Source organism: Sneathiella marina, assembly GCF_023746535.1.
Classification (GTDB): domain Bacteria; phylum Pseudomonadota; class Alphaproteobacteria; order Sneathiellales; family Sneathiellaceae; genus Sneathiella; species Sneathiella marina.
In genome coordinates this window covers 120,492-146,861 of sequence record NZ_CP098747.1, presented here as the reverse complement: position 1 = coordinate 146,861, position 26,370 = coordinate 120,492, and the positions used below count along the sequence as shown (strand labels likewise).

The window sequence follows — 26,370 nt, the reverse complement described above, 5'->3', positions numbered from 1 at the left end:
CTTCTTTGCCGTATCTCCAGAATTTTTTATCCAACCTGTCCTTTACCTTCCTTCTGTATTTTGAAATACTGTTTTTACACGGTCGTCAAAAATAAGAAACCGGCTGCCCCACAGGGCGGCAAACGGGAGGGAAAATGACACCACCAGACTATGTAAGGCTCCGGCAAATCTGCCTAGCCACAACTGACATCAAGCAAGCGGAACATGATCTGTCTCATCTTCTTGGCCTGGATGTCTGTCATCGTTCTCAGCTGGAAAATTTCGGCCTCGAAAACATTATGTATGCCGTCAACGGAACCTTTATTGAAATCGTTGCACCCGTTGTGGAAAATACCACCGTCCATCGCTTTCTTGCCAAAAACCAGGGGCGAGGCGGTTACATGGCGATTTTTGATTGCAGTGATGTGGCCAAACATAAGGCACTTGCCAACGCGGCAGGCGTCGACCCGATCTTCGAAAGATATAATGAAAAAGCGGATTTACTGCAGCTCAACCCAAAGCAGACAGGTGCAACCATGATGGAGTTTGACCACCATTATGGTGGGGATGACCGGCTTGGTCGCTATGAATGGGCCGGAGATAACTGGCAGGAATATCTGAGCACCGATGTTACCTCGGATATTCTGGGAATTGAGTTTTGCAGTCCGAAAGCTGCGATACGGGCAGAATTATGGGCGAGACTCTGCGACAAGCCCCTGCAATCAGGCGAAGCCGGAATCCAGGATATCCAGCTCGACTATGGTATCCTCACTTTTCGCCAAAATTCGAAAAATTCACAGGAAATGCTGACATCCATTAACATGACCGTCAAAAACCGTTCCCGCGTTCTCAAGCAGGCAGAAGATCTGGGATGTGCCGCGACGGAGAATAGTTTTGAATGTTGCGGTGTCACCTTCCGCCTGCAATCCGCCGCCTGAAGAATGAAGAGCGAGATGGCGCCACCGCGTCAGTAAATCGCCAGAAAAGAGGCTTATATGACAATTCTTGACCTTGATAATTTTGAAACCGATTTCTGGAAGGATGTCGATAAACGAAAGACCTGGGATCAGATCATCCCCGGAGAGCTGCGCGACACGCGGCCCGTCACCCTTACCAAAGAGGTTATCGCTCGATATGCGAAAGGAGTCGGTGAAGACAATCCCATTTACTTTGATGAGGCCTATGCCCGGACAACCCCATATGGCGGTATTATTGCACCCGCGTCGATCCATATACTTCTGATGTTCGCCTGTACAACGACCGAAGACTGGATGCGCTCACCGGGGACTATTAATGCCGGCCAGAATTGGTCGTATCATATCCCCATCAGGCCCGGTGATACCATAACCATGCGCGGGACGGCCCTTGATCGTTTTATCAAGAAAGATCGACTATTTGCAGTGCACGAAAATACGTTCACCAACCAACATGGACAAGTTGTTTGTACCGGTCGCGGACAAACAATTCGGCCCAATTAGCCCAAGGGGAAATCGATCCATGACCGCACAGCTTCAATTCAACGAGATCCAGACCGGCGAGATTATTACCGGGCGACCGTTCACCGTCACCCGCGAGACCATACAGGCTTTTGCCGATGCATCGCTGGATTATAATCCGCTACATTTCGACGATAAATACATGGAAAATACCTTCGGAAAGACCAGTTTTGAAGGCGTTATCATGCATGGTATGCAAAATTTTGCCCTCATTTCGCGTACATTGACAGATTGGCTCCTGCCTAAGGGAGGATATCATCGCCGGCTGGAAACCCGATGGCTAAAGCCCGTGCAGTTGGGCCATACCATCACAGCCAAGGCAACTCTGACGGAGAAGAAGCAAACTGATAAGGGTTTCTGGGTGCTGTTCGAAATAGAGGTAACCAATCAACTTGACGGACTTGTCGCGACGGGAAATGCCATGGCGGAATTCCTTGATGTCATTCCCGGTCAACCGGAATAAGGATATACTCCAGATACCGGGTGTTTATTCCACTGGATTTTCCCACTTACAGCGTTCTAAACTGAAATGGTATTTTTAGAAAGCAGTCTCAATACCGTCGAAATTGAATAGATAACCTGCACACACCAAATTCTTTTTTTTGAAAGATTGAATGACTACATCTTTACCCGCTCGTCTGCAGCCATATTTGCTTTTGGCAATCGGTGGTGCTTGCCTGGGCTCTTTTGCCCCGCTTAGTAAAATCGGACTGCGAGCTGGCATACCACCTGTTTCCTATATGTTTTATGCCGCTTTAGGCGCCAGCGCCGGATTGCTGATATGGACATGCGTAACAAGAAAGGTACCGTCCCTCGCACCTGCTTCTCTTATTTACTATGCCATCTCGGCGTTACTGACATTCGTTATCCCTTCGCTTGCAACCGTCATTATCGTGGAAGAAATAGGTGCTGGTCTGGTCGCCATTTCCTTCACATTGGTTCCGGTTTTAACCTATGTTTTTGCAGTCGTGTTAAAATTGGAACTATTTCGGCGATTGCGGGCACTTGGTGTCCTGCTGGGCCTCGCGGGGGCCGTCATAATTTACCTCCCGGGCACAACCCTGATAGACTCCGAAGGCGCTCTATGGACTTATAGCGCTTTAATCATTCCGCTTTCACTTGCAACTGGTGGCATATTCAGAACAATCGCCTGGCCCAAAGGGGCATCTGCGTCACAGTTAGCAACCGGTACCCTTAGTATGTCCGCGATTATGCTGCTTCCAATCCTTTTCTGGCGCGGGGAAGCCTACTGGCCGTTCTATCTCACATCCGCAGCTGACTGGATCATGGTTTTTCAGATCCTGACCGCCTTCATATCCTATTTAATTCTTTTCGAGCTTCAAAAGTCGCAAGGTGTCGTTTTCCAAAGCCTCATAGGATATGTCAGTACGATGACTGGCGTCTTTGTTGGGTTCTTTATTTACGGTGAAGATTTTACCTACTTCCTGTGGTTTGCGCTCTTGCTTATGGTTTGTGGCATGGCACTGGTCAATCGACAGAAAGTACAAACCTAAAAAGATTCCTAATCCGCTGTTGCCGCAGCATAAACAGTTGTAATGGTTTCTTTCCACTGCTTGTCAGTGGCGAAATCCGTCGGCCGGACACAATCAATGCCGCGACCCCGTAAATCATCACAGAAGATATCTGCAATCATCTTCGTATCCAGGTCATAGCTGTGATTATCGTAAGATTCTGCCATCTCGGCCGTCTCGAAGCAGTAAGCCTTCCATAAAACAGACAAACGGACCTTATCAAAGGCAAAATCAGCGATATCTTTACCACTTTCCATCACCTGCCACCTGTTCTCCTTTGAGAGCTCCAGAGTGGCATCATATCCGATATTTTCATAATGACTGTACTCGGCAGGGCTACCGACACCGCCCACCCGGTGATACATATATTCGTTATCGGCTAGGACGCAGGTATTGGAAAAAGGCGGCCGTTCGGTTATGGACGGTTTATCCAATCCATTGGGCCAATACTCAAAATCACCGCCTTCGCCGTCATAAAACCAGGTTATGGCCGACGCAACAGGGATCGCCCAGTCATGAAACAAGCCGGAATAACCCATTGGCGCAAGCATCCAGCTCGGCACCTCACGGTTTGTTACCCCGCGAAAAAACGGTAAATCCTGGTGACAGGGTGAGGACGGCGCCGGAAGGTTCAAATTTGTCATCATGGCAACGGGCCGGATTACTTCTGCCTGAAAGGCAATTTTTGCCGCTTCCATAAATCGTTCATTATTGAAAAACGGTTCAGCGCCCGGCATAACGACTTTTCCGCCCAGCGCCCAAAAGTTCCGAAACCAGCCCGCCGAAGTTTCCCCGACATTTCTGTGAACAGCAGCGAGTGTTTTATAAGGGCTGCCTTTTTTGAATAGATCAAGAACCTCATCCGGATTTTCAAATGCAGCGTCCAGTTTAACAGGAGGAGCAAGGAGGTTTTTTGGTCTAATGGTTTGCGAAATGCCCATTTTCAGATCCTTTTTTTCCTACTATGGCACACCTATTTCGCTCAGGCAATAATCTGCACCCGAGCCAAACTTGACGTTACACAGGGCAAATAAACCTGCTTGGTATTTCTCAAATCTCATTCCGCCGGTGTGCCGGAAAGATTTTTGTCGATGATCCGTTGCGAGGGCAGCAACAAAGCGGCACCGGTTATACAACAGGCGGTAAGGGCTGCAACGACCATGACCCTGTCGAAACCTTCCCCTGACTCAAGGATGAAACGAGCGGCAAGCAAGGCGAGAGCTCCGATAACCAAATTCAGCAGCAATTTAACAGACAGTATTTTCGCTCGCCATACATCCGGGACATAACGGGAAATCACCGCATCGGTTATGGGGATTTGCCCAAAAACAAAAGCCATGGCCGCCAAGGTGGAGAAAAACAAGGCCAAATTGATTTGTATGGACATCACGCCAATGAGAAGCGGCTGGGCGATGGCAACAACAAGAAGAACAGTTCGGATATCATGACGATCAATAAGCCGTCCGACAACAAGCTGTGCAAACGCTGCAAGGGCGTAGACCAATGCCGCTAGAAGACCCGTCGTTGCAACGTTCACGGTAACATCCGGCATGCTGACTTCAAACATACGCGGGATGACAAAGGTCATGGTACCGAAAACAAAGCCGCCTGCTGACGTAACCATGGCAATTGCAAGCAGCGCACGGGGCCATCCTGGCATAAACCCAACCATCGCTTTTTCTGACGCAGAAGGTGCAGGCGGGCGAACGCGGCCCCGCCGGACAAACATAATAAAACCGATACCTGTGAGAATGGCCAGAACCCCAGGCACAATGAAAGCCAGCTGCCAATTGTAATCAGCGAGAATAAAGCCGGTCAACAACGGTGCTGCGGCAACTCCCATATTACCCCAGACGCCATTGGCGCCAAGACGCCAGCCGATATTACCACCCCCTTGTATGATCATGGCTATCCCCACGGGGTGATATATCGCCGCAAAAACCCCGATTGCCGCCAAGCCAAAGGCCATTTGCAATGGACTTTGCGCAAAACTCGTTGCAATAGCCGACGCCCCAATGCCAATAAAGAACACCGCAATCATACCGTTTCGCTGCCATTTATCCGCCAGATGCGCCGCAATCGGAGCGCAGGCGCCGAATAGCACAAGTGACGGAATACCGTATGGGATCATCTCTGCGTAAGCGCCGTCCTGGGCCAGACCGAAGGACAAACCAGCGCTAAAGGCTGCCTTGGCAAATATCAGCATAAATAAATGATCGACAAAATGACCGAAATTCAAAAAGGTAAAGCGGAGTTTCTGGGCGTTCACGGAAATGTCCGATCGTTAAATGGTTTCTTTTTAATAAGTTTAGCATACTGAAAAGAGTGTTGTCTTATCTCAATCACGCATAACGGGATTTTTGGTGTATTTCGGCGAAGTTTGTCGTTGCAAATCCCGGATTTCAGCCTACTATAGCCGTCAACTCATCGGGGCGCCCAAAAGGCTGAGAAGCGAGAGAAGCTGACCCGTAGAACCTGATCTGGTTAGAACCGGCGTAGGGATTTGAGGGCAGGTTCATCTTCGTTTTAGGTAATCCGTGTTCGAGACCCTTCCGCCGGTATCATAATGGAGGAGAGGTGTATGAACGAAGATCTGGCCTCGCGCCATCTCAATCTGATACAGGATCAGCGCCCGGCGGTCCACTGCCTGACAAATACCGTTGTCCAGAGCCTGACCGCCAATATGCTTCTGGCCGTCGGCGCCATTCCCTCTATGTCATCGGATATATCGGAAGTCGCGGATTTTACAGCTCGCTCCCAGGCATTGCTCGTCAATATCGGGACATTGGACCCGTTGCGGAAAAATGCCATTCAAGCCGCCATCACCTCTGCGCAGGAGAACAACATCCCATGGATACTGGACCCGGTTCTCATTGATAGAGCTCCGGTGCGGCTGGCCTATGCTCAAGAGCTGATTAAGCGGGAACCGGCCGTCATACGGGGAAATGCCGGGGAGATATCGGCACTGGGTTCAGATCCGAAATCGCTGGCACGGGACAATCGGTCGATTGTCGCCGTCACCGGCGCCACAGATTTTGTCACCGATGGCAACCGGGAAAGCACGCTTCATGTTGGCCATGAGCTAATGAGTCGTGTCACCGGTATCGGCTGTGCCGGAACTGCCGTCCTTTCCGCCTTTTGTGCTGTGACTGACACTGCCGGCCACTTCGATGCGGTCGTCGCCGGCCTCCACACTTTAGGCAAAACTGGCGAAAATGCTGCCCGAAAAGCCTCTGGACCTGGCGCTTTTGCCGCTACAATTCTTGATGAAATTTACTTCACCAGCCAATCTTCCTCAACCGAAAGACCCTTGACATGAACACCCCTTTATCCCGGCGTAAACTTCTAAAAGCCGCCAGCGTTGCCGCACCTGCTGCTGCCGCAACAATGATCGGATCACCCGTCCTCGCCGCCGACAAATTACACTGGAAAATGGTCACTTCCTGGCCAAAAGGCGCCCCTGGCGTTGGAACCACCGCGCAGCGGCTGGCGGACCGTATCACGGCAATGAGTAATGGGAAACTGAACGTCAAGCTTTATGGCGCCGGCGAGCTGGTTCCGCCTTTGGAAGTTTTTGGTGCAGTTGGTGAAGGGGTTGCCGAACTTGGCCATACTGCTTCCTTCTTCTGGCAAGGCAAAGCCAAGGCGAGCGTATTTTTTACGACTGTTCCGTTCGGCCTTACCTCCGGCGAGCACATAGCCTGGGTTAATCAGGGCGGCGGGCAGGCGCTTTGGGACAAATTATACGCGCCCTTTAACATCAAACCCTTTATGGCGGGTAACACAGGCATTCAAATGGGTGGATGGTTCAAAAAGGAAATAACCTCCCTGAAAGACCTACAAGGGCTAAAAATCAGAAGTGCTGGCCTAGGCGGGGAAATCTATAAACAGATGGGCGCAACCGCAATCTTACTGCCGCCGGGGGAAATCTATTCTGGATTACGAAGCGGCGTTGTCGATGCAGCCGAATTTCTCGGCCCCTGGAGCGATCGGGCATTTGGCTTTTACAAAGCTGCACCTTTTTATTACTGGCCTACCTTCAACAAACCCAATGGCAGTGCGGAATGTCTTGTCAACAAAGCCGCTTTTGAGGCGCTTAGTCCAGATTTGCAGGCAATTGTGCAAAACGCCTGTGAAGCCGAAAATGCCTATGCACTCTCTGAATCTGACTGGGAAAATGCCCGGGCGCTGGCTAATCTGATCGACGGTGAAAAAGCCCAGATTCGTGAGTTCCCTTCAGATATCATGGCGAAAGCGAAAGCCCTGACTCCCGGGATACTCGACAAGTTTGTCTGGGGAGATCCGCTTGCCGAAGAAATCCTGTCTTCCTATCGTCAGGCTATGGCGCTGTCAGAAACCTGGGCTAAGGTGGGACGGCAAGCATTTCTGAACGCGCGCGATAACTGATATTTTCACTAAATAGATAAATATCTGAAAAAATAATCTCTCCGTCTGTCGAATAACGGTCCAACCGTTCGTCTTATAGGTATCCCGCATACAGGCTTACGCCCTTTTCGCGGTAAGCATATCTACAAACAGAAGACGGAGAGGTTTCATGTTGAAAATTTACGGATTTAGATTATCGCAGCCCACCAACGCTGTCAGGATGGTCGCGAACGCCCTTAAAACCCCATATGACTATATTGAGCTTAATGCGCCGGAAGGAGAGCATAGAGCCCCTGATCATGTGCGGCGGCATCCGGCTGGTAAAATGCCGGCCATCGAAGATGGGGATTTTACGCTTTTTGAAAGTACGGCAATTATGAAGTATCTTTGCAAGAAAGCAGGATCAGATATGTATCCACAGGATTTGGAAGGACAAGCGACCGTTGATCAGTGGAGCTCCTTTGTTTCTGTTCATATATTTATGGCGTTCAGTAGAATTGTTTATAACAAGTTGCTTGCCCCGCAATTTGGGCTTCCGGTTGACACAGCGTCAGCACAAGCGGGACTAGAGTTTTTGGATCGGTTTTTACCAGTGGTTGATCAACAGCTATCCAAAACCAAATTTCTTGCCGGAGACAGGATGACAATTGCAGATATCAATCTTTTGGCCACCATTGACCCTGTCGACGCTCTGAATATCGACTTGTCAAACTATCCTCATCTCAGCGCCTGGCGTGAAGCGTTGATACCGCAGGCTTTCTATCAAGATGTACACGCTTTTTTCGGGCAAGCAGCCTAACGCACGGATTTATTTTCAAAGGAGAAGACCTATGCAATATCTACTTATGATCTACAGTGCCCAAGGCGCCGGACCCGAATATGGCACACCAGAGTTTGGAAAACTGATGACCGGGTATCAGACCATGACGGCGGAGGCCCGCGACAACAACGTCTTTGAAGGCGGTGAACCGTTGCAGGGGATTGAAACCGCAACAACCGTCCGGGTTCGCAACGGAAAAACAGAAATCACCGACGGTCCCTTTGCAGAAACCAAAGAACAGCTCGGTGGCTATTATCTACTAAATTGCAAAGACCTCGACGAGGCCTTATCCTATGCCGCAAAAATACCAACGGCTGAATTCGGATCCATTGAAGTCCGTCCGATTTGGGATCTAACCTCTGTTTCGGAGTAATAAAGATAAATGGCAATGGACAGGAGCGCCCGCATTATCGAACAGGTCGTTCGCGAAGAATGGGGGCGTGTCCTGTCCATTGTTGTCAGCTATACACGGGATCTAGAACTCGCGGAAGATGTGACGCAAGATGCGGTGATTGCTGCGCTGACCCACTGGAATGAAAAAGGGATCCCCATTTCTCCCCTTGCCTGGCTGGTACAAACGGCACGCCGCAAGGCCATTGACCGTATCCGGCGCCACCGTAATTTTGAACGCAAACGTGCAGAGTATGAAATTCTTTTGGAATTGGAGCAAAAAGACGCTCCAAATGATATTCCAAAAGAAGAAGATGCGCATATTCCAGACGAGCGGTTACGTCTGGTCTTCACCTGTTGCCATCCGGCTTTGGCGGAAGCATCATGCATTGCGTTGACTTTGCGAACATTGGGAGGCCTGACAACAGCAGAGATTGCAAGAGCATTCCTCGTGTCAGAAGAAACCATGGCCCAGCGCTTGGTCCGCGCAAAACGGAAGATCCGAGCGACCAATATCCCCTACGAAGTCCCGGAACCGGATTTACTTGAGGACCGGCTTCAATCTGTATTATCCGTTCTCTACTTGATTTTCAACGAAGGTTTTTCTGTTACAACCGGTGAGAATTTGTCTCGCCTAGACTTATGTGACGAAGCAATCCGCCTGACTCAAATGCTCAACCACCTTATGCCGGATACACCTGAAATCATGGGTTTACTTGCCCTGATGCTCCTCCATGATGCCAGAAAACAAGGACGGGTTGATGCGACAGGCGCCATGGTGCCGTTAAATGCGCAAGACCGATCACTATGGCATAAAAAGCAAATCACGGCCGGTAGCGGCATACTGAAAAAGGCTCTTAAATTAAGGGCTCCGGGCCCGTATCAAATTCAGGCAGCCATCAGCGCTATCCATGCGGAATCCCAAAATCACGACTCGACCGACTGGCAGGAAATCTCGCTCTTATATGAACGGCTTTTTCAGTTCCAGCCTTCTCCCATTGTCCAACTAAACAGTGTAGTGGCCCAATCTTATGCCCACGGACCCGAACACGCTCTGAGAGCCCTTTGCAAACTTGAAAATACTGAAAAGTTGACCAGGTACCAGCCCTTTTATGCCGCGAAAGCAGATATTTCCAGACGAGCCGGCCAATTTGGCAACGCCGTGGAGGCCTATGAAAAGGCTATTGATCTTTCTGGAAATCAAAAAGAGAAAGACTTCTTGATCAATCGTTTGACTGACATGAAAAAACAGGCGAACCGGTAGAAGAGCTCAATTCCCGGCTCAGATTAGAACAGCCTCAGCGAAATGTTGATGCCGCCAAAAATAATAAGCTGACCCAACAACCAGCATCGCATCCCTTTGCTCATCCCAATGTAAAAACCGCCATTAATCTGGTGCCGGTATATCTGTTGTGAATTTTGGAATATGATACCCTTTTTGTACAGCTGGACGGGCAGCGATACGGTTATACCAGGATTTTATATTTGGATAGTCATTGAGACTAATTGTCTGCCACTCGAAACGGGAAATCCATGGCCAGATGGCAATATCCGCAATGCTGTAAGTTCCAGCGACATATTCCCGGTCTGCCAATTGCTGATTAAGAATTCCGTAAAGGCGTTTAGCTTCATTTAGATACCGTTCTTCGGCATAGGGGGCTTTACCTGGATTAAACTTGGTAAAATGATGGACCTGTCCGCACATTGGACCAAGGCCACCCATTTGCCACATAAGCCACTCCATCATTTCCCAATAAGCGTTTTCTTCGGCAGGAATAAGATTGCTGCCCGCCTTTTTTGCCAAATAAAGCATCATGGCGCCAGATTCCATCATTCTGACGCCGGTTTCATGATCGTAAATCGCCGGTATTTTACCATTTGGTGCAATTTCCAGGAAACCTTCGTCCTTTTGCTCACCCTCCGTAATATTGACGGATTTTACCGTATATTCCAGACCAAGTTCTTCCAGAAGGATGGAAACCTTGCGGCCGTTAGGGGTCGTCCAGGTATAAAGATCGATCATGTTACTTCTTCCTATAAACTATGTATGTCAGGGGCATCACCGAGGCGGGTTAGTAACCGCAAATCCCCAAGAGAATCCGACTATTCTTTAGCCAGGGTGATCTGCCTCCCCCTGCGCCCGGGCTTCCGACAGGCTTTGTTGCGGTGTCAACGCTTCCGGATCAACCACAACCTCAATAACGGCAGGCTTGCCACTGGCGACCGCCTGCTCAAAAACCTCCGCAAATTCCGATGTTTTGCTAACTGTAGCCCCAAACGCCCCATAAGCCCGCCCAAGGGCTGCAAAATCCGGATTTGATAACTCGGTCGCATACACGCGGGTCGGATATCCCCGCTCCTGATGCATTCGAATAGTGCCAAGCATGCCATTATTGACAACGATAAATATCACCGGTGCATTAAACTGCATAGCCGTCGCCAACTCCTGCCCCAACATCATAAAGCAACCGTCCCCGTTAAAGCTGACAACGGTTCGATGAGGTTCAGCTATTTTTGCGCTGATCGCGGCCGGCACACTATACCCCATGGCCCCACTTGTTGGCGCAAGCTGGGTTCGAAAACTTTTATGCTGGTAAAAGCGATGAACCCAAACCGTATAATTACCAGCCCCGGCTGTAACAATGGCATCATTGGGTAAAATTTTATTCAGATGACCCACAATCTCCGCCATATTGACATCGCCGGGCACCTTTGTTGGCTGAAGCCGCTCCTGATAATCCGCTGACGCGCTCTTTACCCAGTCCGCGCGCGCACTGGCTGTATCGGCGGGTTTGAGGTTTTTGGCAGCCCTGGCAAATTCGGGCATGCGGGCATTGATCGCGAGATCCGGCAAGAACACCCGCCCCAGTTCTTCAACACCGGGATGCACGTGAACCATGTCCTGAAGTGGTTCGGGCAATCCAATCAGAGAATAACCCTGTGTCGTCATCTCTCCAAGGCGCGGGCCTACAACCAGCAACAGGTCACTTTCCTGTATCCGCTTCGCCAGTTTCGGGTTAAGGCCAATGCCGACGTCCCCGGCATAATTAGGATGCCGGTTATCAAAACAGTCTTGCGACCGAAGTGAGGCGCCAACAGGGATATGATGTGCCTGGGCAAAGTCCTGGATGTCGTTGACAGCAGCCTGTGTCCAGGTAGCGCCACCAACAATCATTAAAGGCTTTTTAGCAACCGCTAATCGGTTCGCCAGATCCGTCATGACATCCGCACCTGGTGCAAGGCTCGGCGCCATCGCTGCGCGGCTGATATCAGCCACACTCACTTCATCCCGAAGCATATCTTCCGGCAGAGCCAGAACTACAGGGCCCGGGCGGCCAGATAGCGCCACGTGATATGCTCGGCTGATATATTCCGGAATACGGCTGGCATCATCTATTTGTGCCACCCATTTTGCCATTTCGCCAAAAACCTTGCGATAATCCATTTCCTGAAATGCTTCCCGATCCACCATGTCCCGGGCAACCTGACCAATAAACATGATCATGGGTGAGCTATCCTGAAATGCCGTATGCAGACCGATGGCCGCATTGGTTGCGCCGGGTCCGCGCGTGACCATACAAATGCCGGGCCGTCCGGTAAGCTTCCCATATGCCTCCGCCATATTCGAGGCGCCGCCTTCATGGCGGGTATTAACCATTTTTATGGAATTGGCATGGTTGTAAAGACCGTCAATTACATCAATGTAACTCTCTCCAGGTACGCAAAAAACCGTGTCTGTACCCTGAATTGCCAGTTGGTCTGCAAGAACATGACCACCGGTTCTGGTTTTTAAAGGCTTATTCATTCCACTTCCTCTTGATTTTATCGGAAAGCCAAAGGCCTGTTCCACACCATGCAATGTTAAATATCGTCACCACTTCCTCGTACCAGAACCGCGTCGCCAGGTCTATGCCAGAGACCCTTCACAATAGGACAATTGTTAATATAACGAGAAATAGGGATTATCCATTCCCTTACAGATGGAGAATATTTAATGCGGCCTGGGACCTAGGATCACAGTTTGCTGGAAATCAAGAAAGAACGCCTGATAAAAAAATCCCGTGGGTGAATATGCTGCTTCGCCCACGGGAAATTCAATGGAAAGCTGGCTCGCTAGACTCCGCCGCCAGGGCCTTGCCGCATGTTGTCTGGCAAATAGGTCGCCAGATCAGGCACGAAGATCAGAACGAACACCATAACCACCATAATAAGGAACATTGGTATGGCCGCTTTCGCGATAAAGTTCATTTCATGATGGGTCATCCCTTGCAATACAAAGAGATTGAACCCGATGGGCGGCGTGATTTGCGCCATCTCGACCACGACAACGATAAAAATACCGAACCAGATAAGATCAATGCCGGCTTGTCGGATCATCGGCTCAACGACAGCCATCGTCAGCACCACTGACGAGATACCATCGAGAAAACATCCGAGGATTATATAGAACACCAACAGAACCATAAGAAGTTCAAAGCGCGAAAGATCCAAAGAGGCAATGAGGTCTGCCAACCCTCGAGGCAATCCCGTAAAACCCATGGACAAAGACAAGAACGAAGCCCCGGCGAGAATAAGAGCAATCATCGCCGATGTACGGGTCGCCCCCATAAGGCTCTGGGAGAAAGTTTCCCAGTTCAGTGATTTCTGGCTTGCCGCCAAAATCAAGGAACCAACAACACCAAATGCTGCAGCTTCTGTTGCCGTCGCAACGCCCATATACATGGACCCTATAACCACTGCGATCAGAACAAGTACGGGGATCAGGAACCTAGAATTTCTGACTTTTTCCGCGAAGGTCAATTTCGGCTCATCGGCTGGCGCAAACTTGCTGGAGAATTTGGAGTATAAAGCGACATATCCCATAAACAGGAACGCCAGAAACAATCCGGGCAAAATACCGGCCATAAAGAGTTTGGTAATGCTTTCATTAATGGTCACGCCATAGACGATTAGCGTCAATGATGGCGGAATCATCAGTCCAAGTGTTGCCGCGCCCGCCAAAGTACCTATCACAAGAGTTTCGGGATAGTTGCGTTTTCGCAGCTCCGGTATGGACATTTTGCCAACCGTGGTCAGCGTCGCGGCCGAAGATCCGGATACCGCGGCAAAAATAGTACAGCCGACAATATTTGTATGGACCAGGCCACCGGGTAATCGCGCCATCCAGGGCGACAATCCCCGAAACATGTCTTCGGACAAGCGGGTTCGAAACAGAATTTCACCCATCCAGATAAACAGGGGCAGGGCTGTTAGTGTCCAGCTTGATGAGCTCGACCAGATCGTCGTGATCATGGTGTCGCCCGCAGGACGTGCCGTAAACATTTCTATGCCGAAAAAGGCCACACCCAGCAACGCCAGCCCGACCCATACGCCTGTACCCAAAAATAAAAACAGTACAAAGAGAAACAAGGCAATTAGTTGAATTTCTTCCATAACCCTACTCTCCGTGACTTTGTTCGACGATATCCGTCGTAATCCGGTGATCTCCGGAAAACAGGACGTGAATTAAATGATCCAATAAGGCAATAGCGAAAATAACGCTGCCTATCACCATGGCCAATTGCGGTATCCAGATCGCGGTGGCATCCTGCCCCTGGCTTACTTCATGAAATTTCCACGACCAGTAAGTCGCCTTTACGGCATAGTATGCAAAATACCAGGCAAGTCCGGCGCCGATGGCAAAACACCAGGTTTCCAAGATACGGCGCATCTTGGGTCCGACAGCATTGATCAATATACTCACCCGGATATGAGCCCCGCGGTTAAGGGCATGGGCAAAGGCAAAGAATGAGGCAGCAGCCATGCAGTAACCGGCATAGTCAGGCGCGCCTGGAAACACTTCGCCCGTCCAGCGCGCAAGCATCTGGACTAAAATTAATGTCAAAATTGCGATTAGAAAAAGCGAGGCAACAATGCCGCTCGCGAGATAAATCATATCCAAAAAGGATCGGACTTTTTTAAGAGCCGGTATCATAAAAGCTCCCTCCCCTGAACTTTAGTGAATAAAAAAACGGGAACGGAGATTTTGTCTCCGTTCCCGTGTCGCATACTATTGCATGCTTTTGTAGGACTCGATAATCGCAGCTCCGTCTGGCCCTGCAGCTTTAAGCCATTCCTCGGTCATAGTTGCACCGATGTCTTTAAGCTCACCAGTCAACGCATCACCAGCCGGCCCAACTGTCATGCCGCCTGCTTTCAATCCATTCAACGTGAATTGTGTATACTCAACCGCGCGCCATGTTCCGGCATACTCGGCAAGTTCTGCACAACCACGGATGACGTTTTTATTCGCGTCACTTGTGTCGTTCCAGACATCTTTATTGACCATGATGTAATTGCGGGGCAACCAAGCATCCACTTCGTAGAAATGTGTAAGGCTTTCCCAAACTTTGCGGTCATATCCGGTTGAACCCGAAGAAACCATGGATTCGGCAACACCCGTTGCAAATGCCTGAGAAATCTCGGCAGCTTCAATGGTTACAGGAAGCATGCCTGTCAATTCCGCCAATCTGGCTGTTGCATTATTGTATGAACGGAATTTAATGCCTTTCATATCAGCAACACTATTAACTTCCTTTTTGAAGTATAGCCCTTGTGGTGGCCACGGCACTGAATACAGCAGAACCAGGTTCTGGTCCGCCAGGATTTTTTCCATTGTGGGCTTTGCTGCTTTCCAGAGCTTTCCTGCATCGTCAAAAGATGTCGCAAGGAACGGAATGGAATCAACACCGAAGACGGCATTTTCATTCTGATGGCCGGATAGCAGACGTTCACCGATGGGTGCTTGTCCAGTTTGGATGGCTCGCTTGATATCACCACCTTTAAACAATGAACCCGATGGGTGAGTGACAACTTCGATAGCGCCACCTGTTCCTGTCGTGATGCATTTCGCAAACTCTGCACCTGTGGCAGAGTGGAAATTTGAACCGGAATAAGCCATAGGCATATCCCATTTTTCCGCCAAGGCCGGAACGGCAAGCAGTGCTGCCCCAAGGGCGCTGCCGACTAGTACTTTGGTACATTTTAGTATCATTTGATTACTCCCTGTATATGTAATTGATTATCTTCCCTCTTTTCCTGATCTCTCCTTTCAATCAAACCTATCTACACGATAGGGCTTAATGTCGATATTTGGCAACCGATCAGAAACCATATCAGCTATCATTCGCCCTGTTTTAGGGCCCGCCGTCAAACCGACGTGATGATGGCCAAAAGCACAATAAACGCTAGGGTGGTGTGAAGATGGTCCAAGGAAGGGTAAACTATCGGCCGGAGCCGGCCGATGTCCCAACCATTCACGTTTTTCTTCAAACTCAAAATCGGGATAAAGTTTCCGAACGCCTTTTTCAAGCAGGGTAATGGGCCCTTTACTTGGCGGTGCTTCAAGCCCTCCAAATTCGACAATGCCTGCCGTTCGCAACCCATCTGCCATTGGTGTCGCAACAAATTTTGAATCTGCAACCATATACGGACATGGCGGCTTCACATTGGGGTTTAGGTAATGAATATGGTATCCACGTTCTGTTTCCAACGGAATATTATGGCCGAGACTCTCGGCCAGTTTGGCTGACCAAGCGCCGCCAGCAATAACCACCCTATCGTATTTCTCGGCCCCTCCATCGAGGACAACTTCCGTTCCCTCACCAAGGGAGCGCAAAGCCTTCACATCAGCCTGAACCATATGTCCACCCTGACTTTCAAAATGACGCGCCAACGCTTTAACATAACCGCCCGGATCGGCAATATGCCCATGATCCTGCATTTTATACCCAAAGTGGTATCGCTCGCCCAAAGCTGGATCATTGGCAATCAACGCAGACCGGTCCATGGGAGCCCCAATGAAACCTTGTTTGCGGCGTAAATTCCAGACATAGCTGTCGTTTTCGAATCCCGCTTCATCCTGATAGAGAAAAATATAATCACCGGGATGAATAAAGGCCTCGGCTTCCGTTCCCTTCGCCAGTGCCAGATGTTCATTTACTGCATCTTCCAGCAACGGGACCAGGCCATCGGAGATTTCTTGTACCTTTTCGTCCTTGCTGGCGGATAAATACTGCCGCAACCAAGGCAGCATTTTCACAAGGTAGGACCAGCGCACAAAAAGCGGTTGCTCAGGATCCAAAAGCATTTTGGGAGCCTTACCAAGAATGCCTGGTGTTGGTACAGGCACGACGCCGCAGCGAGCCAGAACACCGCCGTTCCCAAAGCTTGTCCCTTCCCCCGGTGGCAAGCGATCGATTATCGTAACATTGTGACCGTCACGGCGCAGCCACTCAGCAGAAGAGACCCCGACAATGCCGGCGCCAATGACAGCAATATTTTGAAACTCACCCGGCATATATCACTCCCTGATAACCGATGCCCATTTTCGGATTTTCCCTTCATCAACTGCTCCGCCCAACCCGCCGGTGGTCGGCACCTGAACTTTTCCGTTGTCGCAGGCAAACGGGACTTCAAGAACATCTTCAGTCAGATAGTATCGTGCCTGATAAAACTCGCAACCTAATGATATATTTTCCGTCGCCGCTATCATATGTGTTCCCGCCAGATGCGCCAGGCCGGATTCGAACATATCTCCTCCGTAGCACGCAATACCGGCAGATTTGGCAACGGCCGATATGTCCTGACCAGCCCGCATTCCACCGCTTTTCATGATTTTAACACTGAACAGATCGGCAATTTTGGCTTCTGCGGCTCTGTAAGCATCTACAGCATTGAAGACGCTTTCGTCAGCCATGATCGGGGTGTCAATCGCTGCTGTCAGTGCAGTCATAGCCCGCCAATTATCGGCAGGCACAGGCTGCTCAATAAATGTCGGCTTAAAAAGGGTAATATCACGCAATTTTGCGAGGGCCTCATGGGCAACAAGACCCTGGTTATAATCGACCCGGATATCTACATCAGGGAACTCGGACCGCAAATTCTCTAATCGCATAAGATCAAAATCATGCTCCGCAAAACCTGTCTTGACCTTGAAGATCAGGATGCCGTCGCCATGGGCTCGTTTTGCCAGATCCTTGTCACGGCCAAAATCAGGATCTGCAATGGAAATGCTTAAGGGAATTTCATCGCGGACCCGCCCTCCTAACAACTCGGAGACCGGCAGCCCGCATTGCTGACCATACAAATCGTATAACGCCATTTCCAGCGCCGCCTTCGCTTCCGGGGCTGCCGCCACCGTTTTATTGGCAATATGCATTATCCCCGCCACGCCGGAGGGTTCTTTCCCAACGACATGCGGTCGAAAATGCGTATCCAGTGCTCCGGCTGCCGATTGTGCTGTACCTGTAAAGACGGGCCAAGGAGATGCTTCGCCCCAGCCGCATCTGCCTTCGGTATCCCGAAGACAGACAAAGACATTGTCTATGCCTCCTACAACGGAACCAACACCGTGATGACGTGGTGTTTGAACCTTAAGCTCCGCCAGGTAAACGGTCATATGTGAGATAGCGGCCATCTTATTTCCTTATGCCACCCATTCGCTAACAGGTGCATTCGCATCCTGCAGAGGCTGACTAATTACATCAATCAAGGTCGGGCCATCATGGGCGATTGCCTCTTTCAAAACACGATTGAGGTCCGCTGGATTTTCCACCCGCCACGACTTTATGCCGAACGCCGCCGCAACGGCGGCATGATCCGTGACATTGAAGTCAACATTATAGTAGCGTTCGCCAAAACCTGTTTTTTGACCTGCCTTGATCCATCCGTAAACCGAATTGGAAATCACAATAAAAGTGATGGGTAAATTATATCTGGTGGCTGTCTCGAATTCGCCACAAGAAAATCCAAAAGACCCGTCCCCCATCATGGAAATGACTTTGCTGCCGGGCCGGCCAACTTGTGCGCCCATGGCGGCGGAAAGGGAATAGCCCAGCGCACCATGCGCCCGGTTACTAATAAAATGCCGTCCCGGCTGCCGCCAGGGTTTAAAGCCGGAAACATACGGACATGGCGTTCCCGGATCTGCGACAACAACGGCGTCATCGGGCAAAACCCGGTCGAGTTCGGCGATCAACCGTTCCGGTTTTATGGGAGATGCATCAGAGACTGCCAGTAAATCGAACTCAGTAAATTTAATTTTCTTGGCCTTTGCCACGCGGGCAGCCCCGCCAAAGCCTTTGGGTGCGGAACCACTCATATCCAATGCAAGGTTCAGAGCCTCCAACGCGAGCCGGGCATCGGAGACAATACTAACTTCAGTCTCGTAAATAGCGGAGATAACTTCCGGATCAGAATCTATATGCACGATAGGCGTGCCGAGCGGTGGAGATCGCCAGCGTTCGGTTGTCACCGATCCGGCGCGGCAACTTATAAAGATCACCAGGTCCGCCTCGTCAACTACGGCACGAGTTGCCGGCACACCGCCGTTTGATCCAACCACGCCAAGACAGTTGGGATGTGTATCTGCAAGAGACCCTTGCCCGGATACAGTTGTCGCGACAACAATATCAAGACGCTCCGCAAATTGCTGCAAGGCAGCCTCACCGCTTGCGATAATCACACCGCCGCCGACAACTATCACAGGCGATTTCGCCGCCAGAATTTTATCCAGCGCGGCTTCCACATCGCGCGGGTTAGGGCCGGATGGCCAAGCCGGATACTGGCCAAACTCAGATTGACCCCAGATATCTTCCTCTGGGACATCATGCTTTTGGACATCGAATGGTAAGGCAAGATGGCCGGCGCCTGGCCGGCCGGTTGTCATTGCCCGAAAGGCATTCCGCACCATTGTCGGCAGCCGTTCAGCTGTATCGATGACCCCGTTCCATTTCGTCACCGGCTTCATCAACGCCCCCTGATCCAACTCAGTCAAAGGATATTTTCCCAGCGACGATACGGAGACATCGGTGGTAATGCCCAAAACGGGCACGGAAGACTCGTTCGCTTCCGCCAACCCCGGGAGTATATATGTTGCCCCGCCCCCGGAAGGCCCTTCCGTCACGCCAACTTTCCCGGTAACCCGCGCGTAGGCATCCGCCATATAGGCGCCATGTCGTTCATCCCGCGTCAGGAAATGGGTAATGCCATGATCCAGATTATACATTGCGTCATAAAAAGGCAGAGAGGTATCTCCGCATAAACCAAATATATGTTTTACGTCATGTGCCTGAAGCATGCGCACCATGGCTTCGGCGCCTGATGCCATGTTCTTGCCTTCTGAGGCCATCGGGGTTTCTCCAAATATCATTTTCAAACTGTATACAGTATTGCACATAATTTTGATACGCGGTCAATATTAAATTTCCGTTTTCTCCAGATTATCCTTATTTTGGCTTGGAAATTTCATTTACTATCTGCTATATCATTGTTAATATTGAATACAGATCAGGATACAAGTCATGGCCTTGGCCGAAGAAAAATCATCAAGCAGTGTTGTGCGCCTCTATGACCACATCAAGGATCGAGCCATATCCTTTAGCTTCAAGCCCGGCGAGCGAATTAATGAAGTTGATTTGGCGAAAAAACTTGGCGCCAGCCGTACCCCCTTAAGAGAAGCGCTTAATCGGTTGACCGCCGAAGGCCTGCTTACCTTTGAAAGAGGGCGCGGCTTTTTCTGCCGGGACTTAAAGCCCCGGGAAATTTTCGAGCTGTATCAATTGCGATCCACACTGGAGGTTGCCTCTGCGCGCCTTGCCTGTGAATTGGCGACAGATGATGAACTGGACGCTGTTAAAAAATTTTTGGTGGAAACCGGTAGTGACAGAGGGGCATTATCCAGTGAAAAGCTGGTTGAGTTTGACGAAATATTTCATGAATACATTGTCTCGTTCACCCGTAACTCGGAAATGGCACGCGTTTTGAAAAACGTAAATGAGAGAATCAAGTTTTTCCGCTGGATCGATATGGATAACCGTCGAAATGAAACTCAACATGAACATCGTAATATATTGCAGGCGATTTGCGCCCGCGATGCTGACAAGGCTGGGGAATTGATGCAACGGCACATAACTTGCCGACTGGACCAGATTACGGCTGCCGTCAAAGAAGGTTATGCCCGCATCTATATGGGAACAGAGGGGCTGGACTAATGACACGCGGTTCCAACATTCAATATGGCGGTAAAGGCCTGTTTGGTGCTTCCGTCGGCATTCTAATGCTCGACGCACAGTTTCCACGGATTCCAGGTGACATGGGAAATGCGCTCACCTGGCCTTTTCCAACCCATTACAAAATTGTCCGCGGCGCTTCTCCTGAATTGGTAGTGCGCAAACAGGCGGATGGATTGCTGGATGCATTTATCGACGGAGCCCGCGAACTGGTCAAGGACGGCGCCGACGGGATTACTACAAATTGCGGCTTTCTCTCGTTGTTTCAAACAGAACTGGCTGCGGCTGTCGGAGTGCCTGTTGCCACATCTTCCCTCATGCAAATTCCCATGGTGGAAAAGCTACTGCCACCAGGCAAGCGGGCTGGCATATTAACTATTTCTGCGCAAACATTGACAGAAGCCCATCTGGACGGTGCAGGGGTTGCCCGCGATACGCCAATTATGGGCACCGACGGTGGTACGGAATTCACCCGGGTGATCATAAATAATGAAGCGGCACTGGATGTGAACAAGGCCCGCGAAGATATGTTAGCATCAGGCCGCGATTTCGTCGCTGCTCATCCAAATCTCGGCGCAATTGTGCTGGAATGCACCAACATGGTACCCTATGCGGCCGACTTGCGTCGGGAGCTCGGTCTGCCTGTCTTCAGTATCTATTCATTTATTACCTGGTTTCAATCCAGTTTGATGCCCCCGGTTTTCGAAATTGATATTATGGATTCACGGCGATAAGTAATCTCATGTGGCAGTTCGGCGGCGAGAATAAACGGCAACTCCAAAGGAAATCGCGGCGAACATAAACGCCGCAGCTGTCACAATGCTTGGGCCAGAGGGCGTGTCAAATTGAATGGAGCCAAAAATACCGCCAAAAACAGCACATAGCCCAAGTATCGCAGCCATTAAGGCCATATTTTCCGGTGAAGCTACCAATTGCCGCGCCGTCGCTGCTGGGATTATGAGAAGCGAGGTTACCAGCAAAATTCCGACAATGCGGATCGATACGGCCACAACAATGGTCATCAAGAACATCAGAAGGATATTGCTCCACATGGTATTGACGCCTTCAGCGCGCGCCAGATCTTCATGAATTGTCATTAAGGTCAGAGAGGACCAATTGGCGATCATTAATGCAATGACAACCGCCCCGCCTCCATAAATCCAGTAAAGGTCTGTTAGGCGAACAGTCAGAATATCACCGAATAAGTAGCTATGCAGATCAAAGCGCGGGTTATCAAGGAAACTGATGGCGACCATACCAATGGATAAAGCCGCATGCGCCAGAATTCCCAGCAATGTATCCGTCGCCAGTACCCGTCGATGCTGCAGCCAGACCAAGAGCAGAGCAAAAATTGAACAAACTATAACGGTCCCGAGATTAACGTTTATCCCATAAAGCAAGCCCAGCGCAATTCCAAGTAACGCGCTATGGGCCAGAGAATCGCCGAAATAAGACATCCGTCGCCACACCACAAAACATCCCAGCGGTCCTGCAATCAAGGCCACTCCCATGCCGGCAACCAAGGCACGTATAACGAAATCATCCATGGGAACGTACTCCATGATGATCGTGATTATGGTCATGATTATGGCTATGTTCATGATCATGGTCGTGATCATGCGAATGATTATACACAGCCATCAACTTCGCCATGTCATTTCCAAACAAGGAAATGAATTCCGGATCACGGGTCACCATATGTGGCTCTCCGGAACAACAGACATGATGATAAAGGCAAACCACTTGTTTTGTGCTGGACATTACCAGATGCAGATCATGAGACACCATGAGAATGCTCACTTGCCTTTCGGCATAGATACGGTCCAGTAATTTATAAAAGGCAAGCTGGCCAGTGACATCCAAATTCTGTGCGGGCTCATCTAGGACCAGGAGTTCAGGGTCATCAAGCAGAGCACGTGCTAGCAAGACCCGCTGTAATTCACCGCCTGATAATACATGTAAAGGCTGCTCCAACAGTTCTGTAATGCCGGTCTCCTCCGCTACTTGCTCCAGCGTTTCCTTGCTCGCTTTCTTGCGCAGGCTCAGGAACCGCCGGACACGAACTGGGATGGTGTGATCGGCGACAAGCCGTTGCGGAACATAGCCGACACGCAGTCCTTTTTTTCGGACCACCTGCCCCCTGTCCGGCTTGTAGAACCCCATAATGCATTTCAACAACATGGATTTCCCGGCACCGTTCGGTCCGATAATTGTTACAAAACCCCGATCATCAAGAGAGAGAGAAACATCGCTCAAGATTTCGTCACCGTCACGGATTACAAACAGATTCTCTGCGGATAGCAACGCAGTCATGGATTATGGCACTCCTCACATTCGCCGGATATTTCCAAGGTCGTGTGATGCACCTGAAACTTGATCTCCCGGGCAATTCTTAAAATCAATTCCGATAAATCCGCGTTACAGCATTCCTTAGCCTCACCGCAACTCTCGCAAATGAGAAAATAACATTCGCTATGTTTCAAAGGGTGGCTACAACCAGCAAAAGCATTCAGGCTATCAAGCTTGTGGACGAGCCCATTCTCTACAAGAAAATCCAATGCTCGGTAAACTGTCGGCGGTTTAATGGCAGCGATACGGCTATCCAGACGTTTCAATATATCATAAGCCTTGATCGGCCCATGATTTGTCCAGACAAGTTCCAGAACATTCCGGCGGATATCCGTAAACCGTAAATCCCTGGCTGCGCAAATACTCTCTGCCTCCGCTAAAGCAGTGGCAATGCAGTCATTATGTGCGGTGCAATTATGCAAAATGACCCTCCATTTGGGGTTGTTCGTCAGCTTGTGTTATAATATAACATAACGCCTTGTCGCTCGCAACACACCTTAAGGCTTTCACTTCATGTTTCGAATTTTCATTTTAACTATTCTACTCTTGGGGTTTTCCGCACCCGCAATGGCAACACAATCTCATGGCATTGTCGTTTCAATTAAGCCGCTTCACGCTTTGGTGCAGGGCGTCATGGGAGATACTGGCAAGGCAGACTTGCTGATGCGCCAAAACGCATCCCCGCATGGATATTCCCTGCGACCATCACAATTGCAGCTCCTACAGAAAGCCCGTGCGGTATTCTATATTGATGATGCTTTTGAGCCGTTTCTCCGAAATGCCCTCAAAAATCTTCCCTCAACTGTCACAGTTGTCGAAATAGCGCATCAACCCGGCATGGAAATCCTGCCTCTTCGAAAGAGCAGTGATTGGGATAACCATGATCATGCGGAGCATGGCCACCAAGAGACCAGTGCTCGTAGTGAAAATGATCATGGGCATGAAGGCGATGATTTACATATCTGGCTCGACACTGATAATGCCCGAACAATAGTCCAAATTATCGCCCGAAGACTAAGTGAAATAAATCCGGATAATGCGTCAATATACCAAGTGAATGCCAAAAGACTGCTAGACCGGATTGAAATTTTAGACAAGGAGCTCGCTGTTCTTTTACAACCAGTAAAAGATAAGCCTTATATCGTCCTGCATGATGCCTATCAGTATTTTGATCATCAACAAGGCCTTAACGGGGTCGGTTCAATAACCATTGAGCCCAATCAACCACAATCAATCAAGGATGTTCAAGCAATTCGAAAAAAACTGCAGGACGAGAAGGTCGTCTGCGTCTTTCGGGAACCGCAATTTAGTGACCGGCTGATAGAAACCGTAATTGAAGGAAGCAGCGTGCGTATCGGCACATTGGATCCCATTGGAGCCGCTTTGGAAGAAAATCCGGATTTATATTTTTTATTGATGCAGGAGCTTGCGGGTAATTTTGCAGCCTGCCTCGATGAGGATCGTAACTAGGTCTGCTCATTCCCAATAAACTGGCAATATTTTTGTTGCCTAGTACAGACAGAAACGTCACAGTGCTTGCAATCATGAAGCAGATAACAAGGTATGATATGCATAAAATCATAACGCTGATAGCTTTTATCGGCGTCTTCCTGGTACCTAATTTAGTGATGGCTGAAGCTGAAGTTGGCACAGTAACACGCCTACAAAACAACGCTAATGTCGTCCGGGATGGACAGACACTGCCGCTGAAAACCGGCTCCGCGATCCATGAAAACGATGAAATAGTCTCGGCAAAAGAAGCGCGGATCGAAATCACTTTTATGGACGAAACAATATTAACCATCGGAGAAAACAGTACCCTCGTCATCGACCAATTTCTCTATGATCCGAAGAAAAGTGTTGGCCGAATTCTGCTCGACGCTGCGCAAGGTCCTTTCCGGTTTATTTCTGGCGGCATCGGAAAAATGAAAGACAAGCGGGCGGAAGTAAAAACGTCCTCGGCAACCATTGGAATTCGCGGAACAGATTTTTGGGGCGGACCCTCAGCCGGAACCTATGGTATTTTTCTTATCGAGGGGATCATCATTGTACGGAATGCTGAAGGCGGCCGCATTCTAACTGCATCCGGAACGGGCGTGAACTTACAGGGTGCCGACGTTGCTCCCGGTGAAGTTTCAGTTTGGGGTAAATCCCGCGTTTCAGAAGCCGTTTCTTCTGTGACGTTCAAATAGATCTAACAATTGAAGAGAGTTTTCGATGTGGCCAGATAACCGATTAACCGATCTGTTAGGGATTGAAAACCCCTTTATTCAGGCGCCCATGGCAGGCGCCAACGGATCGGCAATGGTAATCGCCGTCAGTAATGCAGGTGGTCTTGGATCCCTGCCCTGCGGTATGTTGAATATTGATGATATCAGGGCCGAAGCTGGCATCATTCGCCAGCAAAGCCAAAATTCCTTCGCCATGAACTTTCTTTGCCACAAGCCAGAGCCCGCCGAGCCTGCGCGCGATAGCGCTTGGCAACAGCAACTCTCGCCCTATTACCGTGAACTGCAGCTTGATCCGACAAATATCCCGCCGGCAGGACTACGTCGGCCTTTTGATGAGGAGCAATGCGAGCTGGTTGAGGATATATGCCCAGAAATCGTGAGCTTTCATTTTGGATTACCCGATGTCGCACTCGTCGATCGCGTAAAGGCGACGGGGGCGCATATCATCAGCTCCGCAACAACTGTCGATGAGGCCAGATGGTTACAGGAAAGAGGCTGTGACGCGATTATCGCCCAAGGATCGGAAGCTGGCGGGCATCGCGGTATGTTCCTGACGCAGGATGTAACAGCGCAAGCCGGTACTTTTTCCCTTGTCCCACAAGTCGTCGACGCTGTTACAGTCCCTGTTATTGCTGCTGGCGGAATCGCTGATGATCGCGGGATTGCCGCCGCCTTCGCATTGGGCGCTGCTGGTGTTCAGGTGGGAACGGCCTATCTATTTACGCCACAATCCCTGATCAGCGATTTGCACAGGGCGGCTTTAAAGACTGCACAAGACGATCAAACGGCCATAACCAACCTGTTTTCCGGAAAACCAGCCCGTGGTCTGATAAACCGTGCGATGCGGGAAATTGGTCCCATGTCAGAAACCGCACCTGCTTTTCCGACGGCCGGGGCCGCATTGGGCCCGTTGAAAGCAAAATCAGAAGAATCCGGGTCAACGGACTTCTCATCTCTATGGTCCGGTCAATCTGCAGCCCTTGGTCAGGAATTGGATGCAGCAGAACTAACGCAGCAGCTAATATCTAGTGCAAAACATCGATTGGCGGAGCTCTCAGGCAAATATTCACCATAATGTTTTCCCTGCAGGATTTATGATTTACTATGTGTTTAGTATTGTTGAAAAGACAATCAAAT

At 49.9% G+C, this 26,370-nt stretch carries 27 protein-coding genes and 1 riboswitch; of the genes, 14 read left to right on the top strand and 13 right to left on the bottom strand.

Annotation, left to right across the window (positions count from 1 at the left end; all coding sequences use genetic code 11):
• Nucleotides 1–134 precede the first annotated feature (134 nt).
• The 4 genes from NBZ79_RS00800 to NBZ79_RS00785 all read left to right on the top strand — a co-directional run bounded on the left by NBZ79_RS00800 (nt 135) and on the right by NBZ79_RS00785 (nt 2,989).
• Nucleotides 135–917, top strand: a complete 783-nt coding sequence (locus NBZ79_RS00800; protein ID WP_251934587.1) for a VOC family protein — start codon at nt 135–137, stop codon at nt 915–917.
• Between the two features lie 57 nt (nt 918–974).
• Nucleotides 975–1,457, top strand: a complete 483-nt coding sequence (locus NBZ79_RS00795) for a MaoC family dehydratase (protein WP_251934586.1) — start codon at nt 975–977, stop codon at nt 1,455–1,457.
• Nucleotides 1,458–1,476: 19 nt separating this feature from the next.
• A complete protein-coding gene (locus NBZ79_RS00790) occupies nt 1,477–1,938 on the top strand; it encodes a MaoC family dehydratase (RefSeq protein ID WP_251934585.1) in 462 nt (153 codons plus the stop codon).
• A 151-nt stretch (nt 1,939–2,089) separates the two neighbouring features.
• A complete protein-coding gene (locus tag NBZ79_RS00785) occupies nt 2,090–2,989 on the top strand; it encodes a DMT family transporter (RefSeq protein ID WP_251934584.1) in 900 nt (299 codons plus the stop codon).
• An 8-nt stretch (nt 2,990–2,997) separates the two neighbouring features.
• Here NBZ79_RS00785 and NBZ79_RS00780 read toward each other — a convergent pair whose 3' ends face one another.
• Together NBZ79_RS00780 and NBZ79_RS00775 are read right to left on the bottom strand one after the other, a co-directional pair.
• Nucleotides 2,998–3,948, bottom strand: coding sequence for a hypothetical protein (locus tag NBZ79_RS00780; RefSeq protein WP_251934583.1), 951 nt, complete (start codon nt 3,946–3,948; stop codon nt 2,998–3,000).
• Between the two features lie 116 nt (nt 3,949–4,064).
• Entirely contained in the window at nt 4,065–5,276 is a 1,212-nt protein-coding gene (locus NBZ79_RS00775) for an MFS transporter (RefSeq protein WP_251934582.1), read from the bottom strand.
• A 149-nt stretch (nt 5,277–5,425) separates the two neighbouring features.
• Nucleotides 5,426–5,527, top strand: a riboswitch (TPP riboswitch).
• A 61-nt stretch (nt 5,528–5,588) separates the two neighbouring features.
• Between NBZ79_RS00775 and thiM the strand changes: the two genes are divergently transcribed.
• The 5 genes from thiM (at nt 5,589) to NBZ79_RS00750 (ending at nt 9,867) form a co-directional block, all read left to right on the top strand.
• Complete coding sequence (gene thiM, locus NBZ79_RS00770) at nt 5,589–6,326, top strand: hydroxyethylthiazole kinase (protein WP_251934581.1); 738 nt, start codon at nt 5,589–5,591, stop codon at nt 6,324–6,326.
• Nucleotides 6,323–7,414 (top strand): TRAP transporter substrate-binding protein, encoded by a 1,092-nt coding sequence (locus tag NBZ79_RS00765; RefSeq protein WP_251934580.1) that lies wholly within the window; start codon nt 6,323–6,325, stop codon nt 7,412–7,414. The genes thiM and NBZ79_RS00765 overlap by 4 nt, the downstream gene beginning before the upstream one ends.
• A gap of 148 nt (nt 7,415–7,562) precedes the next feature.
• Nucleotides 7,563–8,192 (top strand): glutathione S-transferase family protein, encoded by a 630-nt coding sequence (locus tag NBZ79_RS00760; RefSeq protein WP_251934579.1) that lies wholly within the window; start codon nt 7,563–7,565, stop codon nt 8,190–8,192.
• A 31-nt stretch (nt 8,193–8,223) separates the two neighbouring features.
• Nucleotides 8,224–8,586, top strand: a complete 363-nt coding sequence (locus NBZ79_RS00755; protein WP_251934578.1) for a YciI family protein — start codon at nt 8,224–8,226, stop codon at nt 8,584–8,586.
• A gap of 9 nt (nt 8,587–8,595) precedes the next feature.
• Nucleotides 8,596–9,867, top strand: a complete 1,272-nt coding sequence (locus NBZ79_RS00750; RefSeq protein WP_251934576.1) for an RNA polymerase sigma factor — start codon at nt 8,596–8,598, stop codon at nt 9,865–9,867.
• Nucleotides 9,868–9,990: 123 nt separating this feature from the next.
• Here NBZ79_RS00750 and NBZ79_RS00745 read toward each other — a convergent pair whose 3' ends face one another.
• The 8 genes from NBZ79_RS00745 to NBZ79_RS00710 all read right to left on the bottom strand — a co-directional run bounded on the left by NBZ79_RS00745 (nt 9,991) and on the right by NBZ79_RS00710 (nt 19,773).
• On the bottom strand, nt 9,991–10,626 hold the full coding sequence (locus NBZ79_RS00745; RefSeq protein WP_251934575.1) for a glutathione S-transferase family protein: 636 nt from the start codon (nt 10,624–10,626) through the stop codon (nt 9,991–9,993).
• Between the two features lie 87 nt (nt 10,627–10,713).
• Nucleotides 10,714–12,408 carry a thiamine pyrophosphate-binding protein gene (locus tag NBZ79_RS00740; protein ID WP_251934573.1) on the bottom strand — a complete coding sequence of 565 codons (1,695 nt, stop codon included), beginning with the start codon at nt 12,406–12,408 and terminating at the stop codon, nt 10,714–10,716.
• A gap of 308 nt (nt 12,409–12,716) precedes the next feature.
• Nucleotides 12,717–14,036 (bottom strand): TRAP transporter large permease, encoded by a 1,320-nt coding sequence (locus NBZ79_RS00735; RefSeq protein WP_251934572.1) that lies wholly within the window; start codon nt 14,034–14,036, stop codon nt 12,717–12,719.
• Between the two features lie 4 nt (nt 14,037–14,040).
• A complete protein-coding gene (locus NBZ79_RS00730; RefSeq protein ID WP_251934570.1) occupies nt 14,041–14,577 on the bottom strand; it encodes a TRAP transporter small permease in 537 nt (178 codons plus the stop codon).
• Nucleotides 14,578–14,652: 75 nt separating this feature from the next.
• Entirely contained in the window at nt 14,653–15,636 is a 984-nt protein-coding gene (locus NBZ79_RS00725) for a TRAP transporter substrate-binding protein (protein ID WP_251934569.1), read from the bottom strand.
• A 57-nt stretch (nt 15,637–15,693) separates the two neighbouring features.
• Nucleotides 15,694–16,941, bottom strand: coding sequence for an NAD(P)/FAD-dependent oxidoreductase (locus NBZ79_RS00720; RefSeq protein WP_251934568.1), 1,248 nt, complete (start codon nt 16,939–16,941; stop codon nt 15,694–15,696).
• A gap of 3 nt (nt 16,942–16,944) precedes the next feature.
• Nucleotides 16,945–18,060 carry an enolase C-terminal domain-like protein gene (locus NBZ79_RS00715; RefSeq protein ID WP_251934566.1) on the bottom strand — a complete coding sequence of 372 codons (1,116 nt, stop codon included), beginning with the start codon at nt 18,058–18,060 and terminating at the stop codon, nt 16,945–16,947.
• 9 nt (nt 18,061–18,069) lie between these two features.
• Nucleotides 18,070–19,773 carry a thiamine pyrophosphate-binding protein gene (locus tag NBZ79_RS00710; protein ID WP_251934565.1) on the bottom strand — a complete coding sequence of 568 codons (1,704 nt, stop codon included), beginning with the start codon at nt 19,771–19,773 and terminating at the stop codon, nt 18,070–18,072.
• A 172-nt stretch (nt 19,774–19,945) separates the two neighbouring features.
• Between NBZ79_RS00710 and NBZ79_RS00705 the strand changes: the two genes are divergently transcribed.
• Nucleotides 19,946–20,635: a GntR family transcriptional regulator gene (locus NBZ79_RS00705; RefSeq protein WP_251934563.1), complete on the top strand. Its 690-nt coding sequence runs from the start codon at nt 19,946–19,948 to the stop codon at nt 20,633–20,635.
• On the top strand, nt 20,635–21,387 hold the full coding sequence (locus tag NBZ79_RS00700) for an aspartate/glutamate racemase family protein (protein ID WP_251934562.1): 753 nt from the start codon (nt 20,635–20,637) through the stop codon (nt 21,385–21,387). The genes NBZ79_RS00705 and NBZ79_RS00700 overlap by 1 nt, the downstream gene beginning before the upstream one ends.
• Nucleotides 21,388–21,393: 6 nt before the next feature.
• Here the strand turns inward: NBZ79_RS00700 and NBZ79_RS00695 are convergent, their stop codons facing one another.
• From NBZ79_RS00695 to NBZ79_RS00685, 3 genes are read right to left on the bottom strand one after another with little or no spacing between them, the layout of a single operon-like run.
• Nucleotides 21,394–22,200 carry an iron chelate uptake ABC transporter family permease subunit gene (locus NBZ79_RS00695; protein WP_251934561.1) on the bottom strand — a complete coding sequence of 269 codons (807 nt, stop codon included), beginning with the start codon at nt 22,198–22,200 and terminating at the stop codon, nt 21,394–21,396.
• On the bottom strand, nt 22,193–22,966 hold the full coding sequence (locus NBZ79_RS00690) for an ATP-binding cassette domain-containing protein (RefSeq protein ID WP_251934559.1): 774 nt from the start codon (nt 22,964–22,966) through the stop codon (nt 22,193–22,195). The genes NBZ79_RS00695 and NBZ79_RS00690 overlap by 8 nt, the downstream gene beginning before the upstream one ends.
• Nucleotides 22,963–23,424, bottom strand: coding sequence for a Fur family transcriptional regulator (locus NBZ79_RS00685; RefSeq protein ID WP_251934557.1), 462 nt, complete (start codon nt 23,422–23,424; stop codon nt 22,963–22,965). The genes NBZ79_RS00690 and NBZ79_RS00685 overlap by 4 nt, the downstream gene beginning before the upstream one ends.
• Nucleotides 23,425–23,569: 145 nt before the next feature.
• Between NBZ79_RS00685 and NBZ79_RS00680 the strand changes: the two genes are divergently transcribed.
• From NBZ79_RS00680 to NBZ79_RS00670, 3 genes are all read left to right on the top strand, one after another.
• Complete coding sequence (locus NBZ79_RS00680) at nt 23,570–24,472, top strand: zinc ABC transporter substrate-binding protein (protein WP_251934548.1); 903 nt, start codon at nt 23,570–23,572, stop codon at nt 24,470–24,472.
• A 98-nt stretch (nt 24,473–24,570) separates the two neighbouring features.
• Nucleotides 24,571–25,194 (top strand): FecR family protein, encoded by a 624-nt coding sequence (locus tag NBZ79_RS00675; protein ID WP_251934547.1) that lies wholly within the window; start codon nt 24,571–24,573, stop codon nt 25,192–25,194.
• Nucleotides 25,195–25,219: 25 nt separating this feature from the next.
• On the top strand, nt 25,220–26,308 hold the full coding sequence (locus tag NBZ79_RS00670) for an NAD(P)H-dependent flavin oxidoreductase (RefSeq protein WP_251934545.1): 1,089 nt from the start codon (nt 25,220–25,222) through the stop codon (nt 26,306–26,308).
• Nucleotides 26,309–26,370 lie beyond the last annotated feature (62 nt).